The sequence below is a fragment of the Nonomuraea sp. KM88 genome, assembly GCF_052245635.1.
Classification (GTDB): Bacteria; Actinomycetota; Actinomycetes; order Streptosporangiales; family Streptosporangiaceae; genus Nonomuraea.
The window spans coordinates 120,770-146,283 of sequence record NZ_JBQQCC010000006.1 but is presented as its reverse complement, the minus strand read 5'-3'; the positions used below and the strand labels follow the sequence as shown (position 1 = coordinate 146,283).

Here is a 25,514-nt window from a genome sequence, read left to right as displayed (position 1 = left end):
CAAGGGGCCTGCCATGCAGGGCGACAAGCAGATCATCGAGCTGCTCAACGAGCAGTTGACCGCCGAACTGACCGCGATCAACCAGTATTTCCTGCACGCCAAGATGCAGGAGAACTGGGGATACACCAAGCTTGCCGAACACACCCGCGCTGAGTCGATCGACGAGATGCGCCACGCCGAACGCCTGACCGACCGCATCCTGTTCCTCGAAGGGCTGCCCAACTACCAGCGCCTGGGCACCCTGCACATCGGCCAGACCGTCGAGGAGCAGCTCAGGGCCGACCTGGAGGTGGAGCTGTCGGTGGTGCAGCGGCTGCGGCCGGCCATCCAGCTCATGCGGGAGAAGGGCGACGTCACCTCCGCCCGCATCTTCGAGGAGATCCTCGAGGACGAGGAGGTGCACATCGACTACCTGGAGACGGAGCTCGACCTGATCCGCAGCCTCGGTGAGCAGCTCTACCTCGCCCGCTACGCCGAGCCGCCCTCGGCCGACTGACCGCTCCCCGTCACGACCGCGTACGCCGCCCCCGCGGCGGCGTTCCAGGCCAGGGTGTCGCCGGAGCGGCGCGCGCCCACGTCGTCGCCCCGCCCGTCCAGCACCCGGCTGGCGGCCGTGATGGCCGCCGAACGTAACGTGATCGGGCCGCCGCGCCCCGTGCGCAGCGTGATCCGCTCGGCGGCGCCGTCACGCCAGGAGGCGTCCACCGTCACGTCGCCCCTGGCCCGCAGCCCGCGCACCGACCCCGCAGGCCAGGCGGACGGCAGCGCGGGCAGCACGTGAATCTCGCCGGGCCGGCTCTGCACCAGCATCTCCGCGATGCCCGCGGTGGCCCCGAAGTTGCCGTCGATCTGGAACGGCGGGTGCGTGTCCCACAAATTGTCCAGCGTGGAGTGCCTGAGCTGCTCGCGCAGCATCGTGTGCGCGTGGTCGCCGTCGAGCAGCCGCGCCCAGAAACTGATCTTCCACGCCTTGCTCCAGCCGGTGCCGCCGTCACCCCTTGCCGCCAGCGCGACCCCGGCCGCCCCGCCCTCGCGGCTCTCCGCCGTGATCTGGCGCCCGGGGTGCAGCGCGTACAGGTGGGACACGTGCCGGTGCGTGTTGCCGGGGTCGTCCCAGTCGGCCTTCCACTCCTGGAGCTGCCCCCAGGATCCGATCCTGAGCCCGGGATCGAGCCGGGCCAGCGCCTCCCGCACCCGCGCGCGGAACGCGGCGTCGGCGTCCAGAACGCCGGCGGCCTCGGCCACGTTCGTGAGCAGGTCCCAGACGATCTGCTGCGCCATCGACGCCCCGGCCGAGAAGTCGCCCTGCTCGGGCGAGTAGCTCGGCGAGACGACGAGGCCGCCGTCGCGGGGGTCGGTGTGCAGCGTGTCCAGCCAGAACCGCGCGGCCCCCTTTATCACCGGGTAGGCGGTCTCGCGCAGGTAGCGGATGTCGCCGCTGAACAGGTAGTGCTCGTACATCTGCCGGGTCAGCCAGGCGGCCGCCTCCGGGAACCAGAACGCGGTGGCCCAGTCGTGCACGCCGGTGAACCCGAACGGGTTCGTCTCGTTGTGCACCACCCACCCGCCGGCCCCGAACATCTCCCGCGCCGTCACCTCGCCCGGCGCCACCAGCGCCGTGACGAAGTCGTCGTACGGCCGCGCCGTCTCGGCCAGGTTCGTCACCTCGGCGGGCCAGTAGTTCATCTGCAGGTTGATGTTGGTGTGGTAGTCGCCGGACCAGGGCGGGCTGGTGGAGTCGTTCCAGACGCCCTGCAGGTTCGCGGGCAACGACCCGGGCCGCGACGAGGCGATCAGCAGGTAGCGGCCGTAGGCGAAGAACAGCGCCTCCAGCGCGCGGTCGTCCGCCCCCGGGCCGCCGGTGTAGGCGGCCCGCAGCCGGTCCGTGGGGACGGCCGGCGTCCGCTGCCCGAGGTCCAGCACCACCCGGTCGAACAACGCCCGGTGATCGTCCTGGTGGGCCCGCCTCAGCGCGTCGTAACCCAGCGCCACGGCCCGGTCCACGGCGGCGGTGACGGCGGCGTGCGGGTCGTCGCCGCGGTAGGCCGGGTACGTCCCGGCGTAGTCGGTGCCCGCCGACATCACGAAGAACGCGCTGTCGGCTCCGGTGACCGTGATCAGGCCGTCCCCGTCGGTGCGGGTGCCGCCCTCCGCGACCACGTGCACCTGGGCCACGTACCTCAGCCCGTTGTCCGCCAGCGCTCCCCTGAGCGTCAGCCGCCCGTTGGCGACGCCGGCCTGCTCGGGCGGCAGGTGCGGCGAGGTCGCGCGGAGCGTGAACGACACCGCGCCCGCCCGGTCGGCCGAGAGCCGCCCCGCGATCACGTTCGCCGGATGGCAGGCGAAGTATTCGCGCGCGTGGCGTACGCCGCCCGCGGTGTAGCCGACCCTGACCACTGCCTCCCGAAGGCGTAACTCCCGCCGGTAGCCGCCGGCTGTGCCGTGCTCCGCCATCTCCAGCCACAGGTCGCCGAACGCCTGGTACGCCCCGAACCCCGACTTCGGCTGCCCCAGCTCGGCCGCGACCTCCTCGGGCGACATCCGCGGGTCGCGGTCGAGCCGCCGCCTGATCCCCGCCAGGGCGTCCGGCCGGGGCGAGGTCCAGTTGCCGAAGTCGTAGCCCTGTGCCGACCCTGGACCGCCGGTCCACAACGTCTTCTCGTTGAACTGGAGCCGCTCGGTGCGGGTGCCGCCGAAGACCATCGCCCCGAGGGCGCCGTTGCCGATGGGCAGCGCCTGGGTCTCCCAGTCGGTGGCCGGTTCGTCGTACCAGAGCGTCAGGTCATCGGGTGTATCTCCCAGGAGGTCCGCCATGCGGCCCTAGAGTACCAGGGCAGCACGGAGAGACATCCGACCTCTGCTCAGGGAATGAGCCGGTAGAAACGCCAGAAGCCGAAGTCCTTGATGGGCAGGATCTCGACGTCGGAGAAGCCGGCCTCGCGGGCGTAGCGGCGCAGCGTGCCCGGTCGCAGCACGGTGCCGGTGGCGGCCGAGGGCTGCTCGTTCATCGCGTCGGGCAGGCAGATGAGCAGGCTGAAGCCGTACATCAGCCGCTCGACGTCGTCCGCGGGGGCCGTGAAGGAGTCGCCGACGGCCTCGTCCATGATCACGACGGCGCCGTCCGGGCTCGTCGCCCGCCGTGCCGCCGCCAGCGTCTCCACCGGCCGCGGCATGTCGTGCACGCACTCGAAGGCGAAGACGGCGTCGTAGCGGCTCTCGTGCAGCAGGGCAGCGTCGCCGCGGCGGAAGGTCACCCAGTCCCCGAGACCCGCGCCGGCCGCGTTGCGGGTGGCCAGTTCGACGGACGGGCCGTCGATGTCGACGCCCTCCACGGTCGCTCCGGGGTAGGCCCTGGCCAGCGCGATGGCCGACCATCCACCGCCGCAGCCCACGTCGGCGACGCGGGCGCCGGGGCGGCGCAACACGGCGTCCAGCTCGGGCACGCCCGCGAGCGCGTCCGGCAGTGCGTGCTCGAACCAGGGCCGGTTCATGTCGGCCTGCGACTCCCGCATGTCGGCCCCGAACGCCGCCCAGGGCACCCCGCCGCCGTCGCGGTAGGCGTCCAGGAGCGCGGGCAACTGGACGGACGCGCCGGCCAGCATCCGGGCCAGCGGGGCGAGGTAGGCCAGGCTGGACTCGTCGGTCAGCACCTCCGCCGCGCCGCCGGGCAGGGCGAAGCGGCCGTCCTCCGCGGCCTCCAGGATCCCGGTGGCGGCCTGCTGCTCCAGCCACTCCCTGGCGTACCGCTCGTGGCCGCGGGAACGGGCGACCAGCTCGGCGGCGTCGGCCGGGCCGTGCGCGGCCAGCGCGCGATACCAGCCCATCCGGTCGCCGATGTGCATGGAGAGCAGGTCGATGGTGCCGAGTGCCGATCCCAGCAGGCGGTCGGCGAACGCGTCGGTGCTCGTGGTCATCATGATCATCTCCTTCTTCCGGCCGGGCCCCGATCGAGGATCGGCGCCACGCGGCACCTGGAAAAGGTCTTTCGCCACACAACCGGTTCCGCCGTGGACGCGTCCCCTACCCGGGCGCTCGGCCGGGGAAAGTGATCGGCGGAAAGTGCTGGTCGGAATTTTCACTCTGGCGCGTCCTGCACGGGCCGCCAAGTTTCGCGTCGATAATCACGGTAATTTAATCCTGACTAAGTGATATTTAGCCGAGTTTGCCCAGGTCAATGGATAGGTCAACTACGAGTCAAACCGCGCGCTGTGCCCGGGAAACGATCGCCTAAGGTCCTACGATCGCTTCATGACCTGCGTACTTCTAGCCGAGGATGACACCTCGATTTCCGAGCCGCTCGCGCGTGCGCTACGCCGCGAGGGTTATCAGGTCGAGGTGAGTCCCGATGGCCCGCAGGCCCTGGAAAGGGCCCTGTCGGGCGGCATAGACCTCATCGTTCTCGACCTTGGCCTGCCCGAAATGGACGGTCTGGAGGTGGCCCGCCGGATCCGCGCCGAAGGGCACGGCACTCCGGTTCTGATACTCACCGCACGCGTCGACGAGGTCGACACGGTCGTCGGGCTCGACGCGGGCGCCGACGACTACGTGACGAAACCGTTCCGGCTGGCCGAACTACTCGCCAGGGTCCGCGCCCTGCTGCGGCGAGGCACCTCGGAGACCCCGGTCGTCCAGGGGGTGCGCATCGACGCCGACTCGCGCCGGGCCTGGATGGGGGAGAAGGAGCTCCACCTGACGACCAAGGAGTTCGACCTGCTGCGCGTGCTCGTGCGCGACGCCGGCAAGGTCGTCACCCGCGAGCAGATCATGCGGGAGGTCTGGGACACGAACTGGTGGGGTTCGACCAAGACCCTCGACATGCACATCTCCTGGCTGCGCCGCAAGCTCGGCGACGATGCCGCCAAGCCCCGCTACATCACGACCGTCCGGGGAGTCGGCTTCCGGTTCGAACGCGAGTAGGCGGATGCGCCGCCGACTGCTCACCTCCACCCTGGTCGTCGCGGTCATCGCGGTCCTGTTGCTGGGGGTCCCCCTGGGCGTCGTGGTGAGTCGCCTGATCGTCGACGAAGCGGCTCAGGAGCTTGGGTCCGAAGCCAAGCGTCTCGTGGGAGAGGTGGAATACGCCCGTGTCCAGGAGACGCCACTCGACCCCCAGCAGCTGGAGCAGAAATACCCGGGAAGGTACATCCAGATCTGGGAGCACGGAACCCCCCTCCGGGTGACCGTGGTCGGCTCGCCCCCGCCGTCCGGCCACCTCATGACGGAGGACGCCCAGACCAACACCGGCGTCTACGTCCGGATCAGTCGCGACCGCGACCAGGTCGAACAGGACGTGGCCGCCCGCCTGCTGCTCATCGTGGCCTTGGCCGTGGCCGCTCTGGCGGTGGCCGTGAGCCTGGCCGTGGTCCAGTCACGCCGGCTGACGCTCCCCCTGCAGGACCTTGCGAAGATCGCCGACCGGCTCGGCTCGGGCGACGCGCGGCCGAGCAAGCACCGCTACGGCATCCCCGAGCTCGACCGGGTGGCCCAGGTGCTCGACCGCAGCGCCACCCGCATCTCCGACCTGCTCACCCGCGAGCGCGAGTTCGCCACCGACGCCTCCCACCAGCTCCGCACGCCGCTGACCGGCCTGACCATGCGGCTGGAGGAGATCGTCGCATCCTCCGGCGAGCCGGAGGTCGTCCGCGAGGAGGGCGAGGCGGCGATCGTCCAGGCGGAGCGGCTCACCGCCGTGATCGACGAATTGCTGGCCGCGGCCCGCCGCCAGCGCCACGCCCAGGCACATCCGGTCGCCATCGACGAGATCCTCGGCCAGCAGATCATCGAATGGGAGCCGGTCTTCCGCGACGCGGGCCGCGAGATCCGGCTCGACGGCACCCGCGGGATGAAGGCGATGGCCACCACCGGCGGCTTCGGCCAGGTGATCGCCTCGCTGCTGGAGAACTCCCTGCGCCACGGCGGCGGCGCCGTCACCGTGACGTCCACCTGCGGCGACAACTACGTGGTGATCGAGGTCGCGGACGAGGGCCAGGGCATCGCCGACGAGATCGCTCCGAGGATCTTCGAGCGGAACGTCAGCGGCGGCGGAGGCACCGGACTCGGCCTGACGCTGGCCCGCGCGCTGGCCGCCGCCGACGGCGGCCGGCTGGAGCTGGTGCGCCGGCGCCCGGCCACGTTCGCCGTCTTCCTGCGCCCCGCGGAGGAGAACGGCGGCAACCGGGTGGTCAGCGGTCCTGCTTGACCCCGGCTTCCGGCAGCTCGACCGGGATGGGCTCGGTGGCCTCCAGGAACACCCACTTCTTGTACGACCAGAAGCGGAACAGCGTGCCGAGCCCGACGCCGATGATGTTGGCGATGTTGGCGCTGAGGGGGTCGTCGAGGTGAAGCGTGTACGTGGTGAAGCCGATCACCAGCAGCCCGAACAGCAGGGCGATGCCGTTGAGCAGGAAGAACAGGAAATATTCGCGCCCGAGCCCGCTCTGCTCCCGGTGCCGGAACGTCCAGTAGCGGTTGCCCAGGTAGGCGAACGTCGCCGAGATCGTGGTCGCGAAAACCTTGGAGGTGAGCGGCCCCACGTCGACCCCCAGCAGGAAGAGGTTGTAGGCGCCGGTGTCGATCAGGAACGCGATGGCCCCGATGCTGCCGAACTTGGCCAGCTCGTGCAGCAGGGAGGCGAACCGCTCGTAGAGGCGTTTGGCGACGTCCACGTCTCTGCTCGGTCCCTTCCCTTGTCGAGCCTGACCAACTCAGCGTACCGGTCACCGTGCAGGCCCGGTGTCAGACAGATGAACATACCGCGCAAAGGAACGTTCATCGCGAAATCGTCCTAACCCCCGCCAAGCCCGCTAACCTGCCATGATCTGGAAGGGCCGCCCGTCAGGGAAGTCGTTCCGTCCCGGTAAGCTCACCTGGCGTGAGTTCCTACAGCCCTATCGGACCGGTCGTGGGCATCGTCGGCGCCGGCCAGCTCGCCCGGATGACGCAGCCGCCCGCCATCGCGCTCGGCGTCGAACTGCGGGTGCTGGCCGCGGCCCCCGGCGAGAGCGCCGCCCGGGTGATCACCGACACGCGGGTCGGAGACTATCGCGACCTCGGCGACCTCCGCGCGTTCGCCAAGGGCTGCGCCGCGATCACGTTCGACCACGAGCACGTGCCCACCGAGCACATCAGGGCCCTGGTCGCCGACGGCCACACCGTCCACCCGGGGGCCGAGGCCCTCGTGCACGCCCAGGACAAAGCGGTCATGCGCGAGCGGCTGACCGCGATCGGCGTGCCCTGCCCGGCCTGGGCCAGGGTCGGCACGGCCGCCGACGCCGAGCGCTTCGCCGGCGAGCACGGCTGGCCGGTGGTGCTCAAGGCCGTGCGCGGCGGCTACGACGGCCGCGGCGTGTGGGTGTGCAGGTCGGCCGCCGACGTCGCGGAGGCGTTCGCGTCCGGCGTCGAGCTGATGGCCGAGGCGTTCGTGCCGTTCGAGCGGGAGCTGGCGGTGCTGGTGGCCCGCTCGCCGCACGGGCAGGGCGTCAGCTACCCGGTCGTGGAGACCGTGCAGGAGGACGGCATCTGCGTCGAGGTGCTGGCCCCCGCGCCCGGGCTCGACCCCGAAGACGCCGCCCAGGCCCAGCGCATCGGCCTGAAGATCGCCCACGAGCTGGGGGTGACCGGGCTGCTGGCGGTGGAGCTGTTCGAGACCGCGCAGGGGCTGGTGGTCAACGAGCTGGCCATGCGGCCGCACAACAGCGGCCACTGGACGATCGAGGGCGCCAGGACCTCGCAGTTCGAGCAGCACCTGAGGGCGGTGCTCGACCTGCCGCTCGGCTCGCCCACGATGACCGCGCCCGTCGTCGTCATGGCCAACCTGCTCGGCGGCGACGACCCCGGCCTGTTCAAGCGCTACGAGCACGTGCTCGCCCACGATCCGGGCATCAAGCTGCACTTCTACGGCAAGGAGGTGCGTCCGGGCCGCAAGATCGGCCACGTGACGGCCCTCGGCTCCAACCTCGACCAGGTGCGCGCCCGCGCCCGCCACGCCGCCGTCTACCTCACCACCGGGGAGTACACATGAGTGCGCCCGCGGCGCGCGTCGGCATCGTCATGGGCAGCGACTCCGACTGGCCCGTCATGAAGGCCGCCGCCGAGGCGGTCGCCGAGTTCGGGGTGACGTTCGAGGCCGACGTGGTGTCGGCCCACCGCATGCCGGTCGAGATGATCGACTACGGCCGCCAGGCCGCCTCCCGCGGCCTCCAGGTGATCATCGCCGGTGCGGGCGGCGCCGCCCACCTGCCCGGCATGCTGGCCTCCGTCACGCCGCTGCCGGTGATCGGGGTGCCGGTGCCGCTCAAACACCTCGACGGTCTCGACTCCCTGCTGTCGATCGTCCAGATGCCGGCCGGGGTGCCGGTGGCCACCGTGGCCGTCGGCGGCGCCCGCAACGCGGGGCTGCTGGCCGTACGCGTTCTCGCCGCCTCCGACGACGGGCTGCGGGCGCGCATGGAGGAGTTCCAGGCGCGGCTGAAGGAGCAGGCCTACGCCAAGGGCGAGCGGTTGCGGGCCGAGGCCGCCGAGCTCTGACCCAGGCGCGGACGCCCCTGGAAAGCGCTCCCACCGGCCTGGCCGTACGGCTAGGGTGCCGTGGATGGACAACGTGATCAGGGGCCATGCCGCCCGGGTGCGGGCGGCCGACCCGCTGGTCGCAGGCCACGACGAGCTGCCCGGCGCGGGCGGGGTGCGGCTCGAGACCCGCGACGCCGCGGGGCTGGCCTCCGTCGACCGCATCAACCCGGACGACCTGCGGGCCTCCTGGTCACCGCTGGTCGTCCACCGGCTCCAGGCCCGCGTCGGCGGCCCCGACCCCGAGGCCGCGCTGGGCGGGCTGCTCGACCGGTGGATGGCGGGGTTACCCGATCCCGGCCCCGGGCAGGCGCTGGCCGTGTCGTGGCCGAGCAGGGACACCGCGCCGGTCAGGGCTCTGGCCGTGCGGGGGTTCGCGCCCATCTCCGTGGCCGCCGTCCGCCGGCTCGGCGAGCGCTCGGCGAACACGCCCGCTGCCAGGCCGCCCGGCGAGCGCTCGGCGAACACGCTCGCCGTCCGCCCGCCCGGCGAGCGCGGGGTGGGCGCGCCCGCCGTCCGCCGGGCCACCGCGGATGACGCGAGGGCCATCGTGCGGATGTACGAGCGGCTGGTGGCCTACGACGCGCAGTTCGGCTGGGTGGCCCTGCGCGGCTCGACGACGGCACGGATCAAGGAGCTCGTGGCGGCGGAGGTGCTGCCGCTGGAGTGGTGCTGGGTCGCCGCGACGGGCGACCGGCCGCTGGGCTGCGTCATCGTCCAGCCGCCGGGCCGCTCCCGCTGGATCGGCAAGGACGTGCGTGACTCGCCCGTGGCCTACCTCGGGGTCATGTACGTCGAGCCGGCCTGGCGGAGTCACGGCGTGGGCGCGGCGCTCGTCGACGTGGCCCATCGCCATGCGTCGGCGCGCGGAGTGGCGTCCATGATGCTCCACCACGCGCTGCCCAACCCGCTGTCCACGCCGTTCTGGGCGCGCCGCGGCTATCGCCCGCTGACCACCCAGTGGGTGCTCCACCTGCGATGACTCACGGGCGGCCCAGGGCGCGGTAGTGCCAGCCGGCCGAGCGCCACGACTCGGAGTTGAGGCAGTTGCGGCCGTCGACGATGCGCCGGGTGGCGACCACCGCCCCCAGCTGCTCGGGGTCGAGCTCCAGGAACTCCTGCCACTCCGTGAGCAGCAGGACCACATGCGCCCCGCGCACCGCCTCGACGGCGGAATCGCCGTAGTTGAGCTCGGGATGAGCCTTACGAGCGTTGTCGAGCGCGATCGGGTCGTAGATGGTGACCCGTCCGCCCTGCTGGCCGATGGTCACGGCGACGTTGAGCGCGGGGGAGTCGCGGATGTCGTCGGAGTTGGGCTTGAACGCGGCGCCCAGCACGCCCACGGTGCAGCCGTGGAACGAGCCGCCCGCCAGCTCCCTTGCCAGGTCGACCATGCGGGCCCGCCGGCGCATGTTGATGTCGTCCACCTCGCGCAGGAACGTCAGCGCCTGGTCCGCGCCCAGCTCGCCGGCCCGCGCCATGAAGGCCCTGATGTCCTTGGGCAGGCAGCCGCCGCCGAAGCCGAGCCCGGCGTTGAGGTAGCGCCCGCCGATCCTGTCGTCGTACGACAGCGCCTCGGACAGCTGCTTGACGTCGGCGTGGGCGGCCTCGCAGACCTCGGCCATGGCGTTGATGAAGGAGATCTTGGTGGCGAGGAAGGCGTTCGCGGCCGTCTTGACCAGCTCGGACGTCGCGTAGTCCGTCACCACGAACGGGATCTCGCCGAGCGGTTCGTACACCTCGCGCAGCACCTTCTCCGCCCGCTCGCTGCGCACGCCGAGCACGATGCGGTCGGGGTGGAGCGTGTCCTTGACCGCGAAACCCTCCCGCAGAAACTCGGGGTTCCAGGCCAGCTCGGCCTCGGTGCCCGCGGGGGCGAGCCGGGTGAGCTTGTCGGCCAGCCGCTCGGCGGTGCCGACGGGCACGGTGGACTTGCCCACCACCAGGCATTCCCGGTCAAGGAGCGGGGCCAGGGACTCGATGGCGCTGTCCGCGTAGGAGACGTCCGCGGCGTACTCGCCGCGCTTCTGCGGGGTGCCGACGCAGAGGAAGTGCACGTCGCCGAAGGCGGCGACCTCTTCGAAGGAGGAGGTGAAGCGCAGGCGGCCGGACTCGAGCCCGCGGTGGAGCACCTCTTCGAGCCCGGGTTCGTGGATCGGGAGCTGCCCGTTGCTGAGCCGGTTGATCTTGTCGGCGTCGATGTCGAGGCCCAGGACGTCGTATCCGAGATCGGCCATGCACGCCGCATGGGTGATCCCCAGGTATCCAGTCCCGATCACCGTGAGGCGATATGGCACGAGAGAGCTCCTTTCGATCGCTGAGGCATGTTACCGGCCCGCGCTATCTCCTTCGTGCCACCTCCTCCCTTTTGCAAACCGTACCCGCTGGTAACAAGATGGTCGGACGTCCTAGTATTCGTCGCATGAGCTTCCCTCTTTACGCGCCCGCCGAGGAACACGACATGCTCAGGGAGACCGTCCGCGCCCTGGCCGACGAGAAGATCGCTCCGCACGCCGCCGAGGCCGACGAGACCGAGGAGTTCTCCTGGGACGTCTACAAGGCGCTCGTCGCGGCCGACCTGCACGCCGTTCACGTCCCCGAACAGTACGGCGGCGCGGGGGCGGACGCGCTGGCCACGGTGATCGTCATCGAGGAGGTCGCCCGCGCGTGCGCGTCGTCCTCCCTGATCCCCGCGGTCAACAAGCTGGGCACCGTCCCGCTGCTGCTCTCGGCGTCCGAAGAGCTGAAATCCCGCTACCTGGCGCCCGTCGCCCGGGGGGAGGCCATGTTCTCGTACGCGCTGTCGGAGCCGGAGGCGGGCTCGGACGCGGCCGCCATGAAGACCCGCGCGGTCGCGGACGGCGACGCGTACGTGCTCAACGGCACCAAGATGTGGATCACGAACGCCGGCGTCTCCGAGTACTACACGGTCATGGCGGTCACCGACCCGTCCGCAGGGGCGCGCGGCATCTCCGCCTTCGTGGTCGAAAAGTCCGACGAAGGCGTCTCCTTCGGGCCCAAGGAGAAGAAACTCGGCATCAAGGGCTCACCCACCCGCCAGGTGATCCTGGACGACGTACGCATTCCGGCCAGCCGCATGATCGGAGACCCAGGCACCGGCTTCAAAACCGCCCTCGCCACCCTCGACCACACCCGCATCACCATCGCCGCCCAGGCCCTCGGCATCGCCCAGGGAGCCCTCGACTACGCGATCGGCTACGTCAAGGAACGCAAGCAGTTCGGCCGGCCCGTGGCCGACTTCCAGGGCCTGCAGTTCATGATCGCCGACATGGCCATGAAACTTGAGGCGGCCCGGCAACTCACGTACCACGCGGCGGCGAAGTCGGAGCGGGCCATGCACGGCGAACCCCAGAAGGACCTCACCTTCCTGTCGAGCGCCGCCAAGTGCGCCGCCTCGGACGCCGCCATGGAGATCACGACGGACGCGGTGCAACTGCTGGGCGGGTACGGCTACACGAAGGACTTCCCGGTGGAGCGCATGATGCGCGACGCCAAGATCACCCAGATCTACGAGGGCACCAACCAGATCCAGCGCATGGTGATGGCCCGCCAGCTCCTGAAGTAGGCGTTGACGAACGGAAACCCGGTGCATCGCACCTGTCGAAGTCCAAGGCCATCAAGCCGGTCTGAAACGGCTGCGAGGCCCGGTCGGCCGAGGTCGGCGCCGGCTCTCACATCGGGCCAGCGCTGTATACCGGCTGACCAGGGCCGCGCCGCACAAACGGTTGACAGATATGACCGGTTTTGGTGAACCTACGTCGGTGTCCGTTCTCGATCATCACGTCGACCTCGGGATCGCGCGGGTCGGCAGGAAGTCAATGCACGCGCTTCGACTGGACGCCTGCTCCATCCCCCTGGCCGGCCAGGAGGTGGTGCAGGTCGTGGTGCCGTTACGCGGAGCCGTACGGGCCGTCTGGCACGACCGGGGCTTCGCGGCGAGCTGTGACGACCTGGTCGCTCACGACCTTTCCCGGGTGCACGAGGTCGAGTTCGAGGCCGCCGACGGCCAGGACACCTTCGAGATGGCCACGGTGGAGATCCCCAGGCCGTTGCTGCCGTTCTCGGATCGGCAACTGGACGACGTCCTGGGAGTCGTCCAGCAGGCGTCGGGCGGGGTGCCGAGCCTGCTGAAGGGGTTCGTCCGCGATCTGACCTTGGAGAAGCAGTCCTTGAGGCCGGCGGACGGGGCACGACTGGGGATGGTCGCGTTGGACCTGATCTCCGCCTCCTTCGCTGCCGCCATCGAGGAGCGCGCGGAGCCGTCTCCGGAGTCCCACAGGAATGTCCTGACTCTGCGTATCCAAACATTCATTCAGCAGAACCTGCGCGATCCCGAGCTCACCCCGCGCAAGATCGCCGCCGCGCACCACATCTCGCTCAGTTACCTGTACCAGCTGTTCCAGGCGCAGGGCGCCACGGTCGCCGGCTGGCTGCGGGTCCACCGCCTGCGCCGCATCCGCCGCGATCTCGCCGATCCCGCGCTGACGAGCAGGCCGATCTATGAGATCGCCTCGCGGTGGGGATTCGTTCGCGCCGCTGACTTCAGCCGCGCCTTTCGTCACGCGTACGGCGTCACGCCGAGCGACTTCAGGAAGGCGATGACCGACCCCGATTAAAGGGCTGGAGACTGCGCCGCGGGCGGGCGTCCTCTCCACGGCTCTGCCGCAGATGGCCGCGCATGCGCCCCGGTGAGCGCGGGCCGGCTCGTGCGGCGTGCGCATGTCGGTGAAGCGTGCAGAGGTGGGGTCGCGCGGGAAGCGGAGCTGCTGGGTGCGGTTCTGGAAACTCTGCGGGCGTCGGGATACGACCGGATGACCGTGGCGGATCCGGCCGGATCGATCGGGGGTTACGGTTACGGCTCGTCACGGCCCTTGTCGCCGGCTCGAAGAAAGACGATGTCGAGGTCGTGGAGCTGATCCGGGTCGGTGTCGATGGCGATGCTGGTGATCTTGCCGTCGGCGATGGTGAACGTGAAGACGGCCTTCGGCCGGCCGTGGTGCGACCAGACGGCCGACGGAACGCCGTCGACCAGTGCCGGGCGGGCGGCCTGGGCGCGTCCGGAGAAGAAGGCCGCCACCGCGTGGCTGCCGCGCATCTCGCCGACCACGACGTCCGGATCGAGCAGGTCGAGCAGGGCGCCGAAGTCTCCGTTCCGGGAGGCGGCCAGGAAGGCGTCGACGATCTCCCGCTGCTGGGATCGCGTGGCGTCGGACGCCCCGGCCGCTCCTCGCACCCGGCGCCGGGCCCGGCTGGCGAGCTGCCGGGCGGCCGCCGGGGAGCGGTCGACGATGGCGCCGATCTCGCCGAACGGCACCGCGAAGATGTCGTGCAGGACGAACGCGAGCCGCTCGGCGGGAGTCAGCGTGTCCAGCACAACCATCAGCGCGATACCGACCGAATCGGCCAGCAGCGCCTCGTCCTCGGGGCCGGCCTGGCCGCTCGGGCGGATGCCCGCGGCCGGCTCGGGCGGCAGCGCGCCGGCGGGCTCCTCACGCCGGGACCGGCGGGCCTCGAGCATGGTCAGGCAGACCCGCGCGACGACCGTGGTCAGCCATCCGGCCGGATTCTCCACTTGACCGGTGTCCGCGCGACTGACCCGCAGCCACGCCTCCTGCACCGCGTCCTCGGCCTCGCCGGGTGAGCCGAGCATCCGGTACGCCACCGCCCGCAGGCGGTCCTGATGCTCGGCGAACCGCTCGCTCAGCCAGTCATGGTCAACCATCGGTCACATTCCTCCGTCGCGGCCTGTCATACCGATTGACCGGCGAACCCACGCCGATGTGACATCCGGGCCCGGCCGGCATGTGCCGCCTGCCGTTCCAGGCGGCACATGCACTTCGCTCACAAGGGGGACGGGGTATGAAAGCGCACGTCAGCTCGATCCTCCTCGGCGTCCGGGATCTGGACGCAGCCAAGCGGTTCTACACGGAGGGGCTCGGCTGGAGCAGCAAGGACGACTACGGGGTCGTCGTGTTCATCGAATCGGACGGAGGCTCGCGAGTCGGCTTCCACGGCCGCGAAGGCCTGGCCGAGCAGGTGGGGGGGAACGGACCAGCCCTACGCGGAGTGGTCGCCGAGAACGCCTCTGACCAACCCTTCGAAACCATCAGGAGAGAACCGTGTCACCACAGGTGAGTGCCATCATGCTCGGGGTCAAGGACCTGGCCCGCGCCAAGAAGTTCTACGCCGAAGGCCTGGGCTGCGAGATCGACAAGGACACCCGAGGATTCGTTCTGCTCAGCCTGGGCGAGGGATCCCCGCAGCTGGCTCTCTACGAATGGGAGGCGGCGGCACAGGACGCCGGGGTCTCTCCGGAGGGATCCGGATTCCGCGGCGCCTCCTTCCACATCAACCCCGACTCCAGAAAGGTGGTGGACGAGATGATGCGCAACGCGGTGGCGGCGGGCGGGAGCGTGGTCAGGGAGGCGGCTCCCGCCGAGTGGGGCGGATATTTCGGCTACTTCAGCGACCCGGACGGCTATTTGTGGAAGGTCACCACGTACGGTTCCTGACCTGAGCCGGCTCACGTAGGCTGTCGGAGGGACGTGTCCCCGCCCGCGTCCACGGTCACCGGCAGCCGTACGTATCCTCCGGACCAGAAGACGAGCGGCGGCCGGCGCGAGAAGCCGAGGTCGAGCACCGAGCCGATGAAAATGGAGTGGTCTCCGACGGCGTGGGTGCCGATGAGCTCGCACTCCACCCAGGCGGCCGTCCCGTCGAGCACCGGTGCGCCGGTGCTCGGGCCCGCTCGGTGCGGCACACCGGCGAACTGCGCACGGCCGCGCGGCCGTACGCGGTCCGCGAAGGCGCGCGCGTACCGCTCCTGGTCTCCCGCGAGCACGGAGACCCCGAAGCAGCCGGCCGTCATGAGCCGGGCGTGCATCGACGCGTTGCGACCGACGCATACGAGGATCGTCGGGGGGTGCAGGGACACGGAGGTGATCGAGTTGGCGGTCATGCCGTGGGGTTCCGGGCCGCCGACGGTCACGACGGCGACGCCGGTGGCGAAGCAGCCCATCGTACGGCGGAAGTCGGCGTCCGCGGGCGCGAGGTCGGCGGTCATGTCAAGGCGCCATCAGCTGCGAGGGGTTGGACCATCGCCGGACGCGTCCGGCCAGCCAGACGTGATCGTCGTCGAGGCGCAGCATGAGGCCCGCGTCGTGGAACACCTCGATCTCCTCGCCGGCGTACCACGCCACGTCGGGACGGAACACGCCGCTGCCCGATGCCCGCTCGACGAAGTCGAGATGCACGTGATCGGTGAGGGTCAGCACCACGCCGGCGTCGCACCGCTGGTCGTGGATCTTGATGAAGCCCGGTCCCTTGAACCAGCGCAGCCGGCCGAAGCGATACATGGCGCGCCACTCGGCCTGGGTGCCGGCGTCCAGGCCCGAATCGGGGGCCGGCAGGTGGGTCAGCAGCGTCCAGTCGGGGACCCGGTCGAGCAGCGTCGCCGGCGCGGCCCAGCGGATCCGGAACCCCGCGGACTCGAGGTCGCGGAGCGATGCCAGAAGGCGGCAGAGATCGGCCGCTGCGGCGCCATCGCGGCCGTCGACGAACACCGCGCGATAGCCCGCCTTCCACAGAGCCGCCACGTCGGGGACGTCCTGCGGGACGGTGTTCGGAGGTGGCAGCCCCAGGTCCTGGCCGTCCGCCGTCAGCTGCTCCGGCCGCACCGCGTAGGTCGCACTGATCATGAGGGCACCTCGACTCGGCTGTTGGCCGGATCGACGCCCGCGGTCGAGAGCCGGACGATCAGACCGCTGTCGTCGGTGAAGCAGAGCCCTCGTTCGGTCCAGTCGGAGAGCAGGCTCTCGACCTCGGTCTCGGACGCTCCGACGCGCCTGGCGATCTCCCGGCGGCGGCGTGGCGCGTCCAGCGCCGTGTACAGCGCCTTCTCCACAGGATCCGTCAGGATGTGCGTGCTCCACGCGAAGTTCGGTCTGCTGTTGGCGATCAGGTAGGAGCCGTCGATCCTCGAATAGTGCACGAGGGAGGAATCGGGGAACACCTTCCGCCAGTACTCGGCGAAGCCGGATACGCGCCCGGCGACATCCGGTTGCGCGGCGATGCCCTGCGCCTGCGATCGGAAGACGTACGCGAGATCGTCGAGCTCTGCGAGCGGCAGGTCATAGGAGATGCGATAGCGGGAGTGCGGCCCGCGATTCGGCAGCCCCAACGCCGGATCGTTGAAGTAAGGGCTGAAGCGTTCCAGCAGGATCCGCCCGACATATCCGGGAGGGGGCAGGTGAACCAGGGACTCGGCCGACTCCAGCACGTCGGTGTAGTCGCGATCCTGCTCCCCGGGGAAGCCGTAGAGATAGTTCCACAGCACCGTCATCCCCAGCTCGTCCGCGTCGCGCAGGAAGCGTACGCACTGCGCGCCCGACACGCCCTTGTCCATCAGGCGCAACACGCGGGAGGAGAGGTTCTCGATGCCGGGTTGCACGCAGACCACGCCGGCGTCCTTGAGCGTCCGCAGGTCATCGCGCCGGAGGTTCGCCTTGACCTCGAACATCACGTGCAGGTCCAGATCGCGAGCGGCCAGATCGGTCATCGCGGTGCCGATGTAGCCCTGGTCGAGGATGTTGTCCACGGCGTAGACATTCAGGCACTGGTGTCGCTCCGCCAGCTCCACCAGTTCGTCGACGAAGGATTCGGGAGACTTGCTGCGGAAGGTCATCATCGAGCCGTTGAGGCCGCAGAAGGTGCAGTGGTGCCGCTCGCCCCACCAGCAGCCCCGGCTGGCCTCGAGCACGAGTTTCGGCGAGTGGTGTTCGGCGACCCGGCTGCCGGCGAAGCGTTCGAAGAAGGCGTCGAAGTCCGGCCTCGGTATCCGCCCCGGCGGCACGAACCCCGATCGCATCGGATTGGCGAACAGCTCGCCGCCGTGCCGGCCGACCAGGCCGGGAACGGCGCTCACCGCGGACGGATCCGAGCGGTGCAGGCCCTCCAGGAGCCGCGGAAGGGCTTCCTCACCCTCGCCCCGGACGACATAGTCCACGAAGTCGAAGTTCCTGGCCACCGCCTCGCCCATGACGCCGTCGCAGTTCGCCCCGCCGAACACGGTGATCAGATCCGGCTTCAGCCGCTTGAGTGCCCTGGCGAGAGCCAGGCTCGCGATGTTCTGCTGGAAGACGCTCGAGACTCCGACCACGTCCGGGCAGGTACGCGCGATCCGCTCGGCGAGCAGGTCGATGAACTCCGGCGCCAGGCGATGCAGCGTGACGCATTCGTCGACGTCGAGACCCCAGCTCTCGGCATAGGCCACGAAATCCGGCGTGTTCCAGTCCACGCCGTTGAGCGCCGAGGAGAAGATCCAGTCACCCGCGCCCGAGAAGTAGGAGTGCAGCGAATGGACCTCGTACCGGTCCGGGGCGTACTCCAGCCGTTCGGCGAGGAACTCGTACCAGGCGAGGTTCGCGTATTCGACGTCCACTCGCTCGACGCAGGCGGTCCTCTCGCAGACGGACGTGAGGACGCCGAGCGCCAGAGAGGGCAGGTCCAGTTGTGCCCATGGCATGGACACCAGACACACCTTCATCGTGGGGCACCTCCTTCGGGTCGCGCGGTGTTCAGTGACAGGGGGAGCCGGGCCGTCAGGCCGTAGCCGAAGGTCCGCCAGCCGTCGGGCGAGTGGGGGACCTCCGGGGTGGCCGAGGTGCCCGTGGCCATCGCGAACCGAGCCGGCCAGACGTGTTCGTACGGTGCGGTGTAGATGTCGTTGTCGTCGGCGAGCCCGCCGCGCCGGAGCCCCATGCACAGTTCGGCCCCGGCGTCGCGGCAGGAGAGCATCATCCAGCGCTGGTACGGATCGCCCATCGTGAACCACCGCAGCGTCGCGCAGGAGGCCGCCTCCGCCCACACCGCCGGATCTTCCAGGCGCAGGTAGCCGCAGAGCTCCAGCGGCAGCCGCCAGCCGAGGTCCATCCCCTCGGCCAGCGCCGCGTCCAGAAACCTGCCGAAGTCCCGTTCCCACCCCGTGCCACGGACCCGGGGCAGGTTCGGCATCGCGAGCTCGACGTCACGGCGCAGGCTCCGGTGCGTCAGTGCCGCGATCACCCGGGCGCGTCGCCGGTCGGACGGCGTGCCGGTGCCGGGAACGCCGCCCCAGAACGTACGGAACAGGGGATCGGTAACGGATCGGGGCTCACGCATAGAGTTCACCGACCCAGCGCACGTCCGCCAGCCAGGATGCGGCATCGAGCACGCTCTCCCGCTCGACCACCATCGTGGGCGGCAACCAGCCCTGCTGCCTCATCATTCGCACATGCGAGCGTGAGCGTTCGTCCAGCGGGCAGTCGTGGGTGTCGACCAGCATGGCCGGGTCGAGGTCGGAGGGCCTGAATCCGCTGACATGTCCGGCCGCCACGAACGCGCGCACATCGGGCTCGCCCCAAAGGTCCCAACGGTCACCGCCGTTCTGCTCGGCGATCAACGCGTTGCTCGCGTCGAAGAGGATCCGGATGCCGTGCTGCTCGCAGAGCTCCCGGAAGTACGGTACCTGCCCGGCCCCGCGCGGAGACTCCGAGGCGAAGTTCTCCAGCAGCAGGGTCGTGCCGAGCAGGTCCTGCCAGCGGGCCGCGCGGCCGGCGACGGACGGGTCGGCGTAGTCGATCTCGCGCACGATCGGCAGCCTGCGCCCGTGCTCGTCGGCGGTGACCAGAAGGTGATCGGAGACGTAGAGCACCTCGAAGCTCGCGCACCAGTCCCGGACGCGGGCGGCGAGGTCGGCGAGCCCGCGCGGATCGCGGTTGGCCCAGCCTGAGTTCATGATGTGGATGCTGATCGGTATGTCGCCGATCTCGGCCCGGACGTCGCGTGGTTCGAGATGGAGGAAGTTGTCCAGCAGGAGTTCGTTGAATCCGACGGCCGGTCGCAGCGTGAGGCCGGCGCCATGGGCGATCTTCCAGCTCTCCGGGCAGGTCACGTTCATGCCGACTGTCATGGCCGTTCTCCCTTCGGGGTGTCGACGACCTGCAGGACGAACAGCGTCGTCAGAGCCACTGCACAGCTCAGGGTGTAGCCGAAGGTGCCGATGAGGTCGACACCGCGTTCCATGACGAAGGGGGCGATGACCATCGATGCCCCCAGCATGCCGCGGTAGGTCGCCATCACCTGCAACCGGTTCGTCGCGCCGAACTCCTCGGTCATCATCGATTGGCGGGCGACCCGGCCGAAGCCCTGCGGGAGCGAGAAGAGGAAAAGGCACAGCCAGGCCGGATATCCGTCGGCGGCGAACGCGAACACCAGCAACATGATCGCCCGGAAGAGGGGTTCCAGGCGAAGTGCCGTGGCATAGAGGCGGTGGCTCGGCGACACGGTGGCGAGAAGCGAACCAGCGATGGTTCCGGACATCAGGGCGGCCATGCCGATCGCGACCCAGGATGGCGGCCAAGCCTCCTGGACGGCTCGGACCGGCAGGCTGTAGATCACGCCGAAGACGATGAGATTGGTCGAGACCTGAACGAGAACCGGACCGCGGGCCCGTCGCGAGCGCACGATGTCGCGGACACCGCCGAACCTGCCAGGCCGGTCGGCGCCGGTCGTCTCCGGCTGGTCCGCGGGCGAGGGCGCGCCGATCGCGACGGCCATGGCGATGCCCCCGGCCGCGCTGGTCGACGCGTACAGCAGGCACAGGCCGCTCAGATCGAGAAAGCCGAAGGACAGGCCGGCGATGGCCGGACCGGCCGCGGCGCCGGCGGACGTCACGGTCGCGGTGATTCCGATCGTCCTGCGCCGGCGCGTGAGGTCAGGGAGGATCTCCGGCAGGCTGCTCATCCACGTCGCGTTGACGATGATGTTCGCGATGGTCACCACGACGAGTGGGGCGTACACGAGGAACGGGCGAGCGCCGGCGTCGGCGAGCCCGGTGGCCAGTGCCACGCCCGCCAGCGCGCCGAGCGCGGAGCCCAGCAAGATGGCCGCGCGCGGGCTGAGCCGCGCCAGCAGGAGCAGCCGCCCGATCCCGCCGGCGAGCAGGAACGGGATCCCGGCGGCGAGGCCTGTAATGCTCAGGCTGATCGCCGATCCGGGCACCGCCGCCGCCATCAGGACGGCCGCGTCCGTGATCCGCCCGCCCACCGTGATGGCCGCCAGCATCGCCACGCAGGTGCCGATCCGGACCACCCGAGGGCCGGCGACGTGGGTCGGCGTGTCGGTCTCCGTCATGGCAACAGGGCGAGCGCCGCCCGGTCGAGCGTCTCGTCAAAGGAGGGAGGCGTGCTGACGACCGCAGCCTTCGTCTCGCGCAGTCGCCCGGTCAGCCGCTCGATGCCGTGCCCGCCCATCGCGGCGAACAGCAGCGTCACCCGTCCCGCGGCCGCGGTCGCACCGATCAAGATCAACGACTCGCCCACGTGACGCCACGTCATGACATCGAGGGGATCGACTCTGATCAGTTCGGTGGCCCAGTGGTACAGATCGTCCGCATCCCGCAGGATTCCCGCGAGCTTCATCTGCGACTCACAGACGATCTTGTAGTTCTCGGCCGCCAGCAAGCCCGAATAAGACGACATTTCCGCCGACAGCGTGGTCGCGACGTCCGCGGCCCGCACGCAGTCCGCCATGGTCGAAAGGGCCGGCCCCGGCTCACCCACCCGGATCTGCAGCAGCGCCCTGACGCGGTGGAACCGGGACTCCAGCAGCGCGTTGAGGAACGGCGTGTCCGAGCCCAGGCTTGCCAGCGCCTTCTCCGCGCTTTCCAGCGACCAGCGGGCACGGTCGGCATCCCGGGCGACCCGCAGGTAGGTGGAGGTCAGCTGGATGAGCGAGTTGAGGCCGACGTCGGGGGTGGACTCCAGGCCGACCCGGACGAGCCGGTCCTCGACGAACTCGTCGTATCCGCCGAGTTGCCGCAGGCCGCGCGTGGCCTGGTACCACATCATGCCGCCGTCGCGGTCGGTGTGGCCGTCCGGCAGCCGCTCGATGATGTCCGGCAGCAGGCGCTGCTCGGAAAGGCAGTTGAGGGTGGCGATCACGGCCGCGATCCGGGACGGAGGAAGCTCGTCGAGACGGTCGAGGTCGGCCTGCAGTGTCCGCAAGGGCGCTGCGTCGAACTCGGCGGCGCAGGCGCCGAAATCCGGGTCGAGGCCGAACGACCGGCAGGCGTTGTAGCGTACGTTCGCCGGATACATGATCGAGGACCAGGGCAACCGGTGCTCACCGAGATCGCCCGAGGCCAGGTGGATCGCATGCTGGAGATGAACAGGCGCGTCCCGGCCCGGCGCAGGCGCTATCAGCGGCAGCCAGCGTCGGAGGGCATAGGCGCCGCCGACATCGGTCATCGGAAAGTGTCCTTCGGTGCGTTCGGATGAGCACCCGGCGCCGCCGGAAACGCAGGCGCCGGGTGCCCGGGAATCAGTAACTGACCATGCAACCCGCAATGGCGAGGTTCTTCGCGGCCCCCACCGACTTCTTGGTGAAGACCACCGGCTTAGGCTGAATCGTCTTCGCCCCGGCAGACTTGTTCATGGTGCACCTCCTCTCGGAATTCGCTATGTCGAGCGATGGGTTTCGCCCTTTCCATCGAGCCCCGTCCGCCGTCACCGTCGGGCCGGAACCCAATCCTCATCCGCCCGCAGCAGGAATCGCCGGCGCGCGGTTTCGTAGTCTTCGGTGGCCAGTCGCACCGTACGGTCCTGGAGTCGGACCTCGCCGACGTCGCCCGGTTCGCATTCGTCGATCCAGTCATGGAAATCGTCCAGGGCGTTCATCCGGATCCCGTTGACACTGACCAGGACGTCGCCCTCGCGAATGCCGGCGACATCCGCCGGTGAACCCTTGATCGCCTGCGAAACCAGCAGGCCGATGCCGGTGGCGCCGCCGACGAACTGCAGGCCCGACAGGCAGGAGGGCCGCGGCAAGGGCGGGCGCCCCTCGACGTCCACCGCGAGATCGAGCACACGCTGGCGCCAGTGCCGGTGGTGACCGTCGAACTCGAAAAGGCCCAGTCCCTCGTGCGGAAAACCGGAATGGGTCAACCAGAGATCGCACTCGACCGGATAGTCCTGGTGGAAAACCGGATAGGAGGGCCGGAGCTGGAAGCTCAGGTCCGTCCAGACGCCGCTCGCGGGCAGGGGATACTCAAGGGCCAGCAGCCACCCGGGAACGGCCTCTTTGACCCGGCCCACGATCTCGTGGCTCGCCGCCACGTCAGCCCGCCCTTGGGTGTGCAACGCGAAGCGGAACGCACCGCCTTCTTTCAGTTCGAGCTCGACCTCCGACATCCGTAGCCATGATTTGATGCCGGCTGGGGTCGACAGCCGTTCCCAGATCTCATCCTGGGAAGCGCGTATACTTCTGATGAAGTCGATCGTCCGGCCGCGACGATCCCATGGATGCAGGTCCATGAAGCCCGTCCTTTTCCGTTGCGTACGATGCTTGCGGACAGCTTTGTGGTGGTTCGGTCGCCTGGTGCTCAACCGATGTGTGGCACGCTAGAAGTCATCGCTTTAATGACGATTTACTTGTTCTTCAGGACCCATTAATTCCGGCGCCGAAAATCAAATTCGCGCACGTCGGACGCACGCTGGTGCGTTGGCAGCGCCTTGACGAAGGCGCCTGGCCGCGACCCCGGCGGTGAGTCTCAGTCGTAGACCGGCCCCTGCCAGACGGTGATGTCGAGGGTCATGTAGTCGGCGTCCTCGTCCGAGTCGCTCCAGCCGGTCACCTTGACGAGCGTGATCAGCCCGCTGTCCGTGTCGGTGACGCAGAGCGCCGCACCCTCCGGCAGCTTCGAGCCGGGAATGCCGGGGATGGTGACGTGCTGGTAGTAACGGGTGTCGTCGCGGCAGGTGCGGTATTCACGTGGTTGCCCGGGTTTCAGGAGGACCACCTGCCGTCCACCGCGCACCGACACGTAACCGTCATGCCTCATGCCCATCGTCCCGTTCTCCTGGTTCGGGCGAATGGGCCTGTCGGAGAAGGAGATCGTGTAGCCCTTCGAAAGGTTGATGCCTTTCTGCCGGTAAATGGGCGGCGGATCGTCGCCTATGGGCGTCTCGGACGGAGGGCTGCTCGGCTGGGCGGTTTCCGCCGGCGGAGCGCTGGGTGATCCTGCTCCGGTAGAGGGAGACGGCTGCTCGTTCCTGAACCAGTCGTAGAGGTTGCCGGTAGGGCCGTTGACGAGTGCGATGATGATCGCCACCGCTACTGGGGCCAAGACGATCCAGAGGAACTTCTGGCTCGGCCGCTCGCGCTCCACCCGCTCAGTATCTTCTCGAACTCCCCTTTCAGCGAGGCATTCCTGGCCGGGCGAGGAGCGGTTCGGTCATGAATGAAGAGAGGCCGGGTCACAGCCTTCAGGAGGGTGCCGCGGTTAGCGTCGGTCCGCGACCGGATCGGCCGTCGCGCAAGGCACTGGTCGAACCCTCCGGGCGGAGGCTTCGACGGCGGGGAAGAATCACATGCGGGCAGAGCAGATCGAGCGGCGGAGCGAGGTCGCGCCGCCGGTCCCTGGCGGACGTCGGTGGCGGTGGGCCTGGCTGGGAGCGGGGACGCTGCTGTGGCTCTTCGCGGTTCACGGCCGTTTCGACATCGCCGTGGCGGCGTGGTTGTCCCCGGTCTTCCTGCTGAGGTTCGTACGGACCGGCCCGGCCCTCGGCGGGCTCGCGGCGGTGTGGGCGGCCTCGGCGCTGGCCGGCGTGTTCTGGCTGGTCGAGACCGCCGTGCCGATGACCGTGATCGTGGTGGTGGGCATCATCGGGCTGGGCACCCTGACGGTCGTGCCGTACGTCGTGGACCGGCTCGTCTCCCCGAGGGCGGGTACGGTCACGTCCCTGCTGCTGTTCCCGGCGGCGCTGGCGGCCTGCGAGTTCCTGATGACGCTGCTCAGCCCGTTCGGCACCGCGTTCGGCGTGCCGGCCGCCACCCAGCACGACGACCTGGCGCTGCTGCAGGTCGTGTCGGTGACCGGCCCGTACGGCGTGGGGTTCCTCATCGGCTGGTTCGCGACGACGGCGAACCACCTCTGGGAGCAGCGCCTGCGGGCGAACGCCGTCCGTGGCGCGGCCGCGTACGTCGTCGTGCTCCTGATCGCCCTCCTCGCCGGCGGGGCGAGGCTCGCGTTCCTCCCGCCGGACGGCGGCACCGTGCGGGTCGCCGGCATCAGCCCGGACACCTCGGTCACCCGCGAACTGCGCGCAACGCTCAGCGCGGACCTCACCCCGCAGCAGGTGGCGGGACAGGATCAGGCGACCGTACGGGCGGCCTTCGGCAAGGTCAACGCCAACCTGCTGGCCAGGACGCGGGAGGCGGGGCAGGCGGGCGCGAAGATCGTGATGTGGTCCGAGCAGGCCGCCGGCGTCCTGGCCGCCGACGAGCGGGCGTTCCTCGGCCAGGTGGCGGCCGTGGCGCGGGAGAGCGGGATCTATTTGCAGGCCGCCGTGTCCGTCGTCCTGCCGCAGGCGCCGTACGCGGCCAACCGCACCTACCTGTACGACCCGGCAGGCACACGGGTCTGGGTCTACAACAAGGCCCATCCCATTCCCGGCCTGGAGTTCTACCCGCCGGGCGACGGCGTGGTGCCGGTCGCGCGGACGCCGTACGGGCGGCTGGCCACGGTGATCTGCTTCGACGCCGACTTTCCCGAGCTGATGCGCGTGGACGCCGACATCGTGCTCGTGCCCGCACGCGACTGGGCGGAGATCGGGCCGGTGCACAGCCAGAAGGCGAGCCTGCGCTCGATCGAGAACGGGTACGCGATGGTCCGGCAGGCCGAGTTCGGAGTGTCGGGGGCGTTCGACCCGCAGGGCAGGGTGCTGGCCGCGCACGACTACGCGGGCGGCGACCGGCACGTGGTCTTCTCCGACGTGCCCGTGCGCGGCACCACCACCGTCTACCGGGTGATCGGCGACGCCTTCGCCTGGGTGTGCCTGGCCGGGACGGCCGTCGCGATCGGCCTGGCGGTCCGCCGCCGCACCCGATAG

25 protein-coding genes are annotated in these 25,514 nt (G+C 69.9%); 11 read left to right on the top strand and 14 right to left on the bottom strand.

The window, feature by feature from the left end; translation table 11 throughout:
• Positions 1–13 precede the first annotated feature (13 nt).
• Complete coding sequence (gene bfr, locus ACTWPV_RS20065; protein ID WP_132591014.1) at positions 14–496, top strand: bacterioferritin; 483 nt, start codon at positions 14–16, stop codon at positions 494–496.
• On the opposite strand, the gene ACTWPV_RS20060 is transcribed toward bfr, so the two are convergent.
• Together ACTWPV_RS20060 and ACTWPV_RS20055 are read right to left on the bottom strand one after the other, a co-directional pair.
• Positions 469–2,814, bottom strand: a complete 2,346-nt coding sequence (locus ACTWPV_RS20060; protein WP_443152956.1) for a glycoside hydrolase family 95 protein — start codon at positions 2,812–2,814, stop codon at positions 469–471. The genes bfr and ACTWPV_RS20060 overlap by 28 nt on opposite strands.
• A gap of 47 nt (positions 2,815–2,861) precedes the next feature.
• Positions 2,862–3,917, bottom strand: a complete 1,056-nt coding sequence (locus tag ACTWPV_RS20055; RefSeq protein WP_443152955.1) for a class I SAM-dependent methyltransferase — start codon at positions 3,915–3,917, stop codon at positions 2,862–2,864.
• Between the two features lie 331 nt (positions 3,918–4,248).
• Between ACTWPV_RS20055 and ACTWPV_RS20050 the strand changes: the two genes are divergently transcribed.
• Positions 4,249–4,917 (top strand): response regulator transcription factor, encoded by a 669-nt coding sequence (locus tag ACTWPV_RS20050; protein ID WP_043620820.1) that lies wholly within the window; start codon positions 4,249–4,251, stop codon positions 4,915–4,917.
• 4 nt (positions 4,918–4,921) lie between these two features.
• Positions 4,922–6,199, top strand: coding sequence for an ATP-binding protein (locus ACTWPV_RS20045; RefSeq protein WP_443152954.1), 1,278 nt, complete (start codon positions 4,922–4,924; stop codon positions 6,197–6,199).
• Here ACTWPV_RS20045 and ACTWPV_RS20040 read toward each other — a convergent pair.
• Entirely contained in the window at positions 6,183–6,665 is a 483-nt protein-coding gene (locus ACTWPV_RS20040; RefSeq protein WP_443152953.1) for a GtrA family protein, read from the bottom strand. The two genes, ACTWPV_RS20045 and ACTWPV_RS20040, sit on opposite strands and share 17 nt — an antisense overlap.
• 206 nt (positions 6,666–6,871) lie before the next feature.
• Between ACTWPV_RS20040 and ACTWPV_RS20035 the strand changes: the two genes are divergently transcribed.
• The 3 genes from ACTWPV_RS20035 to ACTWPV_RS20025 all read left to right on the top strand — a co-directional run bounded on the left by ACTWPV_RS20035 (position 6,872) and on the right by ACTWPV_RS20025 (position 9,547).
• Positions 6,872–8,020: a 5-(carboxyamino)imidazole ribonucleotide synthase gene (locus ACTWPV_RS20035; RefSeq protein ID WP_443152952.1), complete on the top strand. Its 1,149-nt coding sequence runs from the start codon at positions 6,872–6,874 to the stop codon at positions 8,018–8,020.
• On the top strand, positions 8,017–8,526 hold the full coding sequence (purE, locus tag ACTWPV_RS20030) for a 5-(carboxyamino)imidazole ribonucleotide mutase (RefSeq protein WP_347616533.1): 510 nt from the start codon (positions 8,017–8,019) through the stop codon (positions 8,524–8,526). The genes ACTWPV_RS20035 and purE overlap by 4 nt, the downstream gene beginning before the upstream one ends.
• Before the next feature lie 64 nt (positions 8,527–8,590).
• Entirely contained in the window at positions 8,591–9,547 is a 957-nt protein-coding gene (locus tag ACTWPV_RS20025) for a GNAT family N-acetyltransferase (protein WP_443152951.1), read from the top strand.
• 1 nt (position 9,548) lies between these two features.
• Here ACTWPV_RS20025 and ACTWPV_RS20020 read toward each other — a convergent pair whose 3' ends face one another.
• Positions 9,549–10,862 (bottom strand): UDP-glucose dehydrogenase family protein, encoded by a 1,314-nt coding sequence (locus ACTWPV_RS20020; RefSeq protein ID WP_443152950.1) that lies wholly within the window; start codon positions 10,860–10,862, stop codon positions 9,549–9,551.
• 125 nt (positions 10,863–10,987) lie between these two features.
• Between ACTWPV_RS20020 and ACTWPV_RS20015 the strand changes: the two genes are divergently transcribed.
• Together ACTWPV_RS20015 and ACTWPV_RS20010 are read left to right on the top strand one after the other, a co-directional pair.
• Entirely contained in the window at positions 10,988–12,151 is a 1,164-nt protein-coding gene (locus ACTWPV_RS20015; RefSeq protein WP_443152949.1) for an acyl-CoA dehydrogenase family protein, read from the top strand.
• A gap of 253 nt (positions 12,152–12,404) precedes the next feature.
• Positions 12,405–13,202, top strand: a complete 798-nt coding sequence (locus ACTWPV_RS20010) for a helix-turn-helix domain-containing protein (RefSeq protein WP_443152948.1) — start codon at positions 12,405–12,407, stop codon at positions 13,200–13,202.
• Between the two features lie 236 nt (positions 13,203–13,438).
• Here the strand turns inward: ACTWPV_RS20010 and ACTWPV_RS20005 are convergent, their stop codons facing one another.
• Positions 13,439–14,308, bottom strand: coding sequence for a sigma-70 family RNA polymerase sigma factor (locus tag ACTWPV_RS20005; RefSeq protein WP_443152947.1), 870 nt, complete (start codon positions 14,306–14,308; stop codon positions 13,439–13,441).
• A 137-nt stretch (positions 14,309–14,445) separates the two neighbouring features.
• Here ACTWPV_RS20005 and ACTWPV_RS20000 point away from each other — a divergent pair, with 137 nt between their 5' ends.
• Positions 14,446–14,721 (top strand): VOC family protein, encoded by a 276-nt coding sequence (locus tag ACTWPV_RS20000; RefSeq protein ID WP_443152946.1) that lies wholly within the window; start codon positions 14,446–14,448, stop codon positions 14,719–14,721.
• A complete protein-coding gene (locus ACTWPV_RS19995; protein WP_347643191.1) occupies positions 14,706–15,098 on the top strand; it encodes a VOC family protein in 393 nt (130 codons plus the stop codon). The genes ACTWPV_RS20000 and ACTWPV_RS19995 overlap by 16 nt, the downstream gene beginning before the upstream one ends.
• A gap of 11 nt (positions 15,099–15,109) precedes the next feature.
• Here ACTWPV_RS19995 and ACTWPV_RS19990 read toward each other — a convergent pair whose 3' ends face one another.
• The 9 genes from ACTWPV_RS19990 to ACTWPV_RS19950 all read right to left on the bottom strand — a co-directional run bounded on the left by ACTWPV_RS19990 (position 15,110) and on the right by ACTWPV_RS19950 (position 23,791).
• Positions 15,110–15,649, bottom strand: coding sequence for a flavin reductase family protein (locus tag ACTWPV_RS19990; RefSeq protein ID WP_443152945.1), 540 nt, complete (start codon positions 15,647–15,649; stop codon positions 15,110–15,112).
• 1 nt (position 15,650) lies between these two features.
• Complete coding sequence (locus ACTWPV_RS19985) at positions 15,651–16,283, bottom strand: DUF5825 family protein (protein WP_443152944.1); 633 nt, start codon at positions 16,281–16,283, stop codon at positions 15,651–15,653.
• Positions 16,280–18,115, bottom strand: coding sequence for a RiPP maturation radical SAM C-methyltransferase (locus ACTWPV_RS19980; protein WP_443152943.1), 1,836 nt, complete (start codon positions 18,113–18,115; stop codon positions 16,280–16,282). Before ACTWPV_RS19980 ends, ACTWPV_RS19985 begins: the two co-directional genes overlap by 4 nt.
• An 11-nt stretch (positions 18,116–18,126) precedes the next feature.
• The gene (locus ACTWPV_RS19975; RefSeq protein WP_443152942.1) at positions 18,127–18,744 is read right to left on the bottom strand and encodes a hypothetical protein; all 618 of its coding nucleotides are present in this window, start codon (positions 18,742–18,744) and stop codon (positions 18,127–18,129) included.
• Positions 18,737–19,534, bottom strand: a complete 798-nt coding sequence (locus ACTWPV_RS19970) for a multinuclear nonheme iron-dependent oxidase (RefSeq protein ID WP_443152941.1) — start codon at positions 19,532–19,534, stop codon at positions 18,737–18,739. The genes ACTWPV_RS19975 and ACTWPV_RS19970 overlap by 8 nt, the downstream gene beginning before the upstream one ends.
• Entirely contained in the window at positions 19,531–20,757 is a 1,227-nt protein-coding gene (locus tag ACTWPV_RS19965) for an MFS transporter (RefSeq protein ID WP_443152940.1), read from the bottom strand. Before ACTWPV_RS19965 ends, ACTWPV_RS19970 begins: the two co-directional genes overlap by 4 nt.
• On the bottom strand, positions 20,754–21,872 hold the full coding sequence (locus tag ACTWPV_RS19960; RefSeq protein ID WP_443152939.1) for a hypothetical protein: 1,119 nt from the start codon (positions 21,870–21,872) through the stop codon (positions 20,754–20,756). Before ACTWPV_RS19960 ends, ACTWPV_RS19965 begins: the two co-directional genes overlap by 4 nt.
• A 258-nt stretch (positions 21,873–22,130) precedes the next feature.
• On the bottom strand, positions 22,131–22,937 hold the full coding sequence (locus tag ACTWPV_RS19955) for a PDZ domain-containing protein (RefSeq protein WP_347643199.1): 807 nt from the start codon (positions 22,935–22,937) through the stop codon (positions 22,131–22,133).
• Between the two features lie 236 nt (positions 22,938–23,173).
• Entirely contained in the window at positions 23,174–23,791 is a 618-nt protein-coding gene (locus tag ACTWPV_RS19950) for a hypothetical protein (RefSeq protein WP_443152938.1), read from the bottom strand.
• A gap of 202 nt (positions 23,792–23,993) precedes the next feature.
• Between ACTWPV_RS19950 and ACTWPV_RS19945 the strand changes: the two genes are divergently transcribed.
• On the top strand, positions 23,994–25,514 hold the full coding sequence (locus ACTWPV_RS19945) for a nitrilase-related carbon-nitrogen hydrolase (protein ID WP_443152937.1): 1,521 nt from the start codon (positions 23,994–23,996) through the stop codon (positions 25,512–25,514).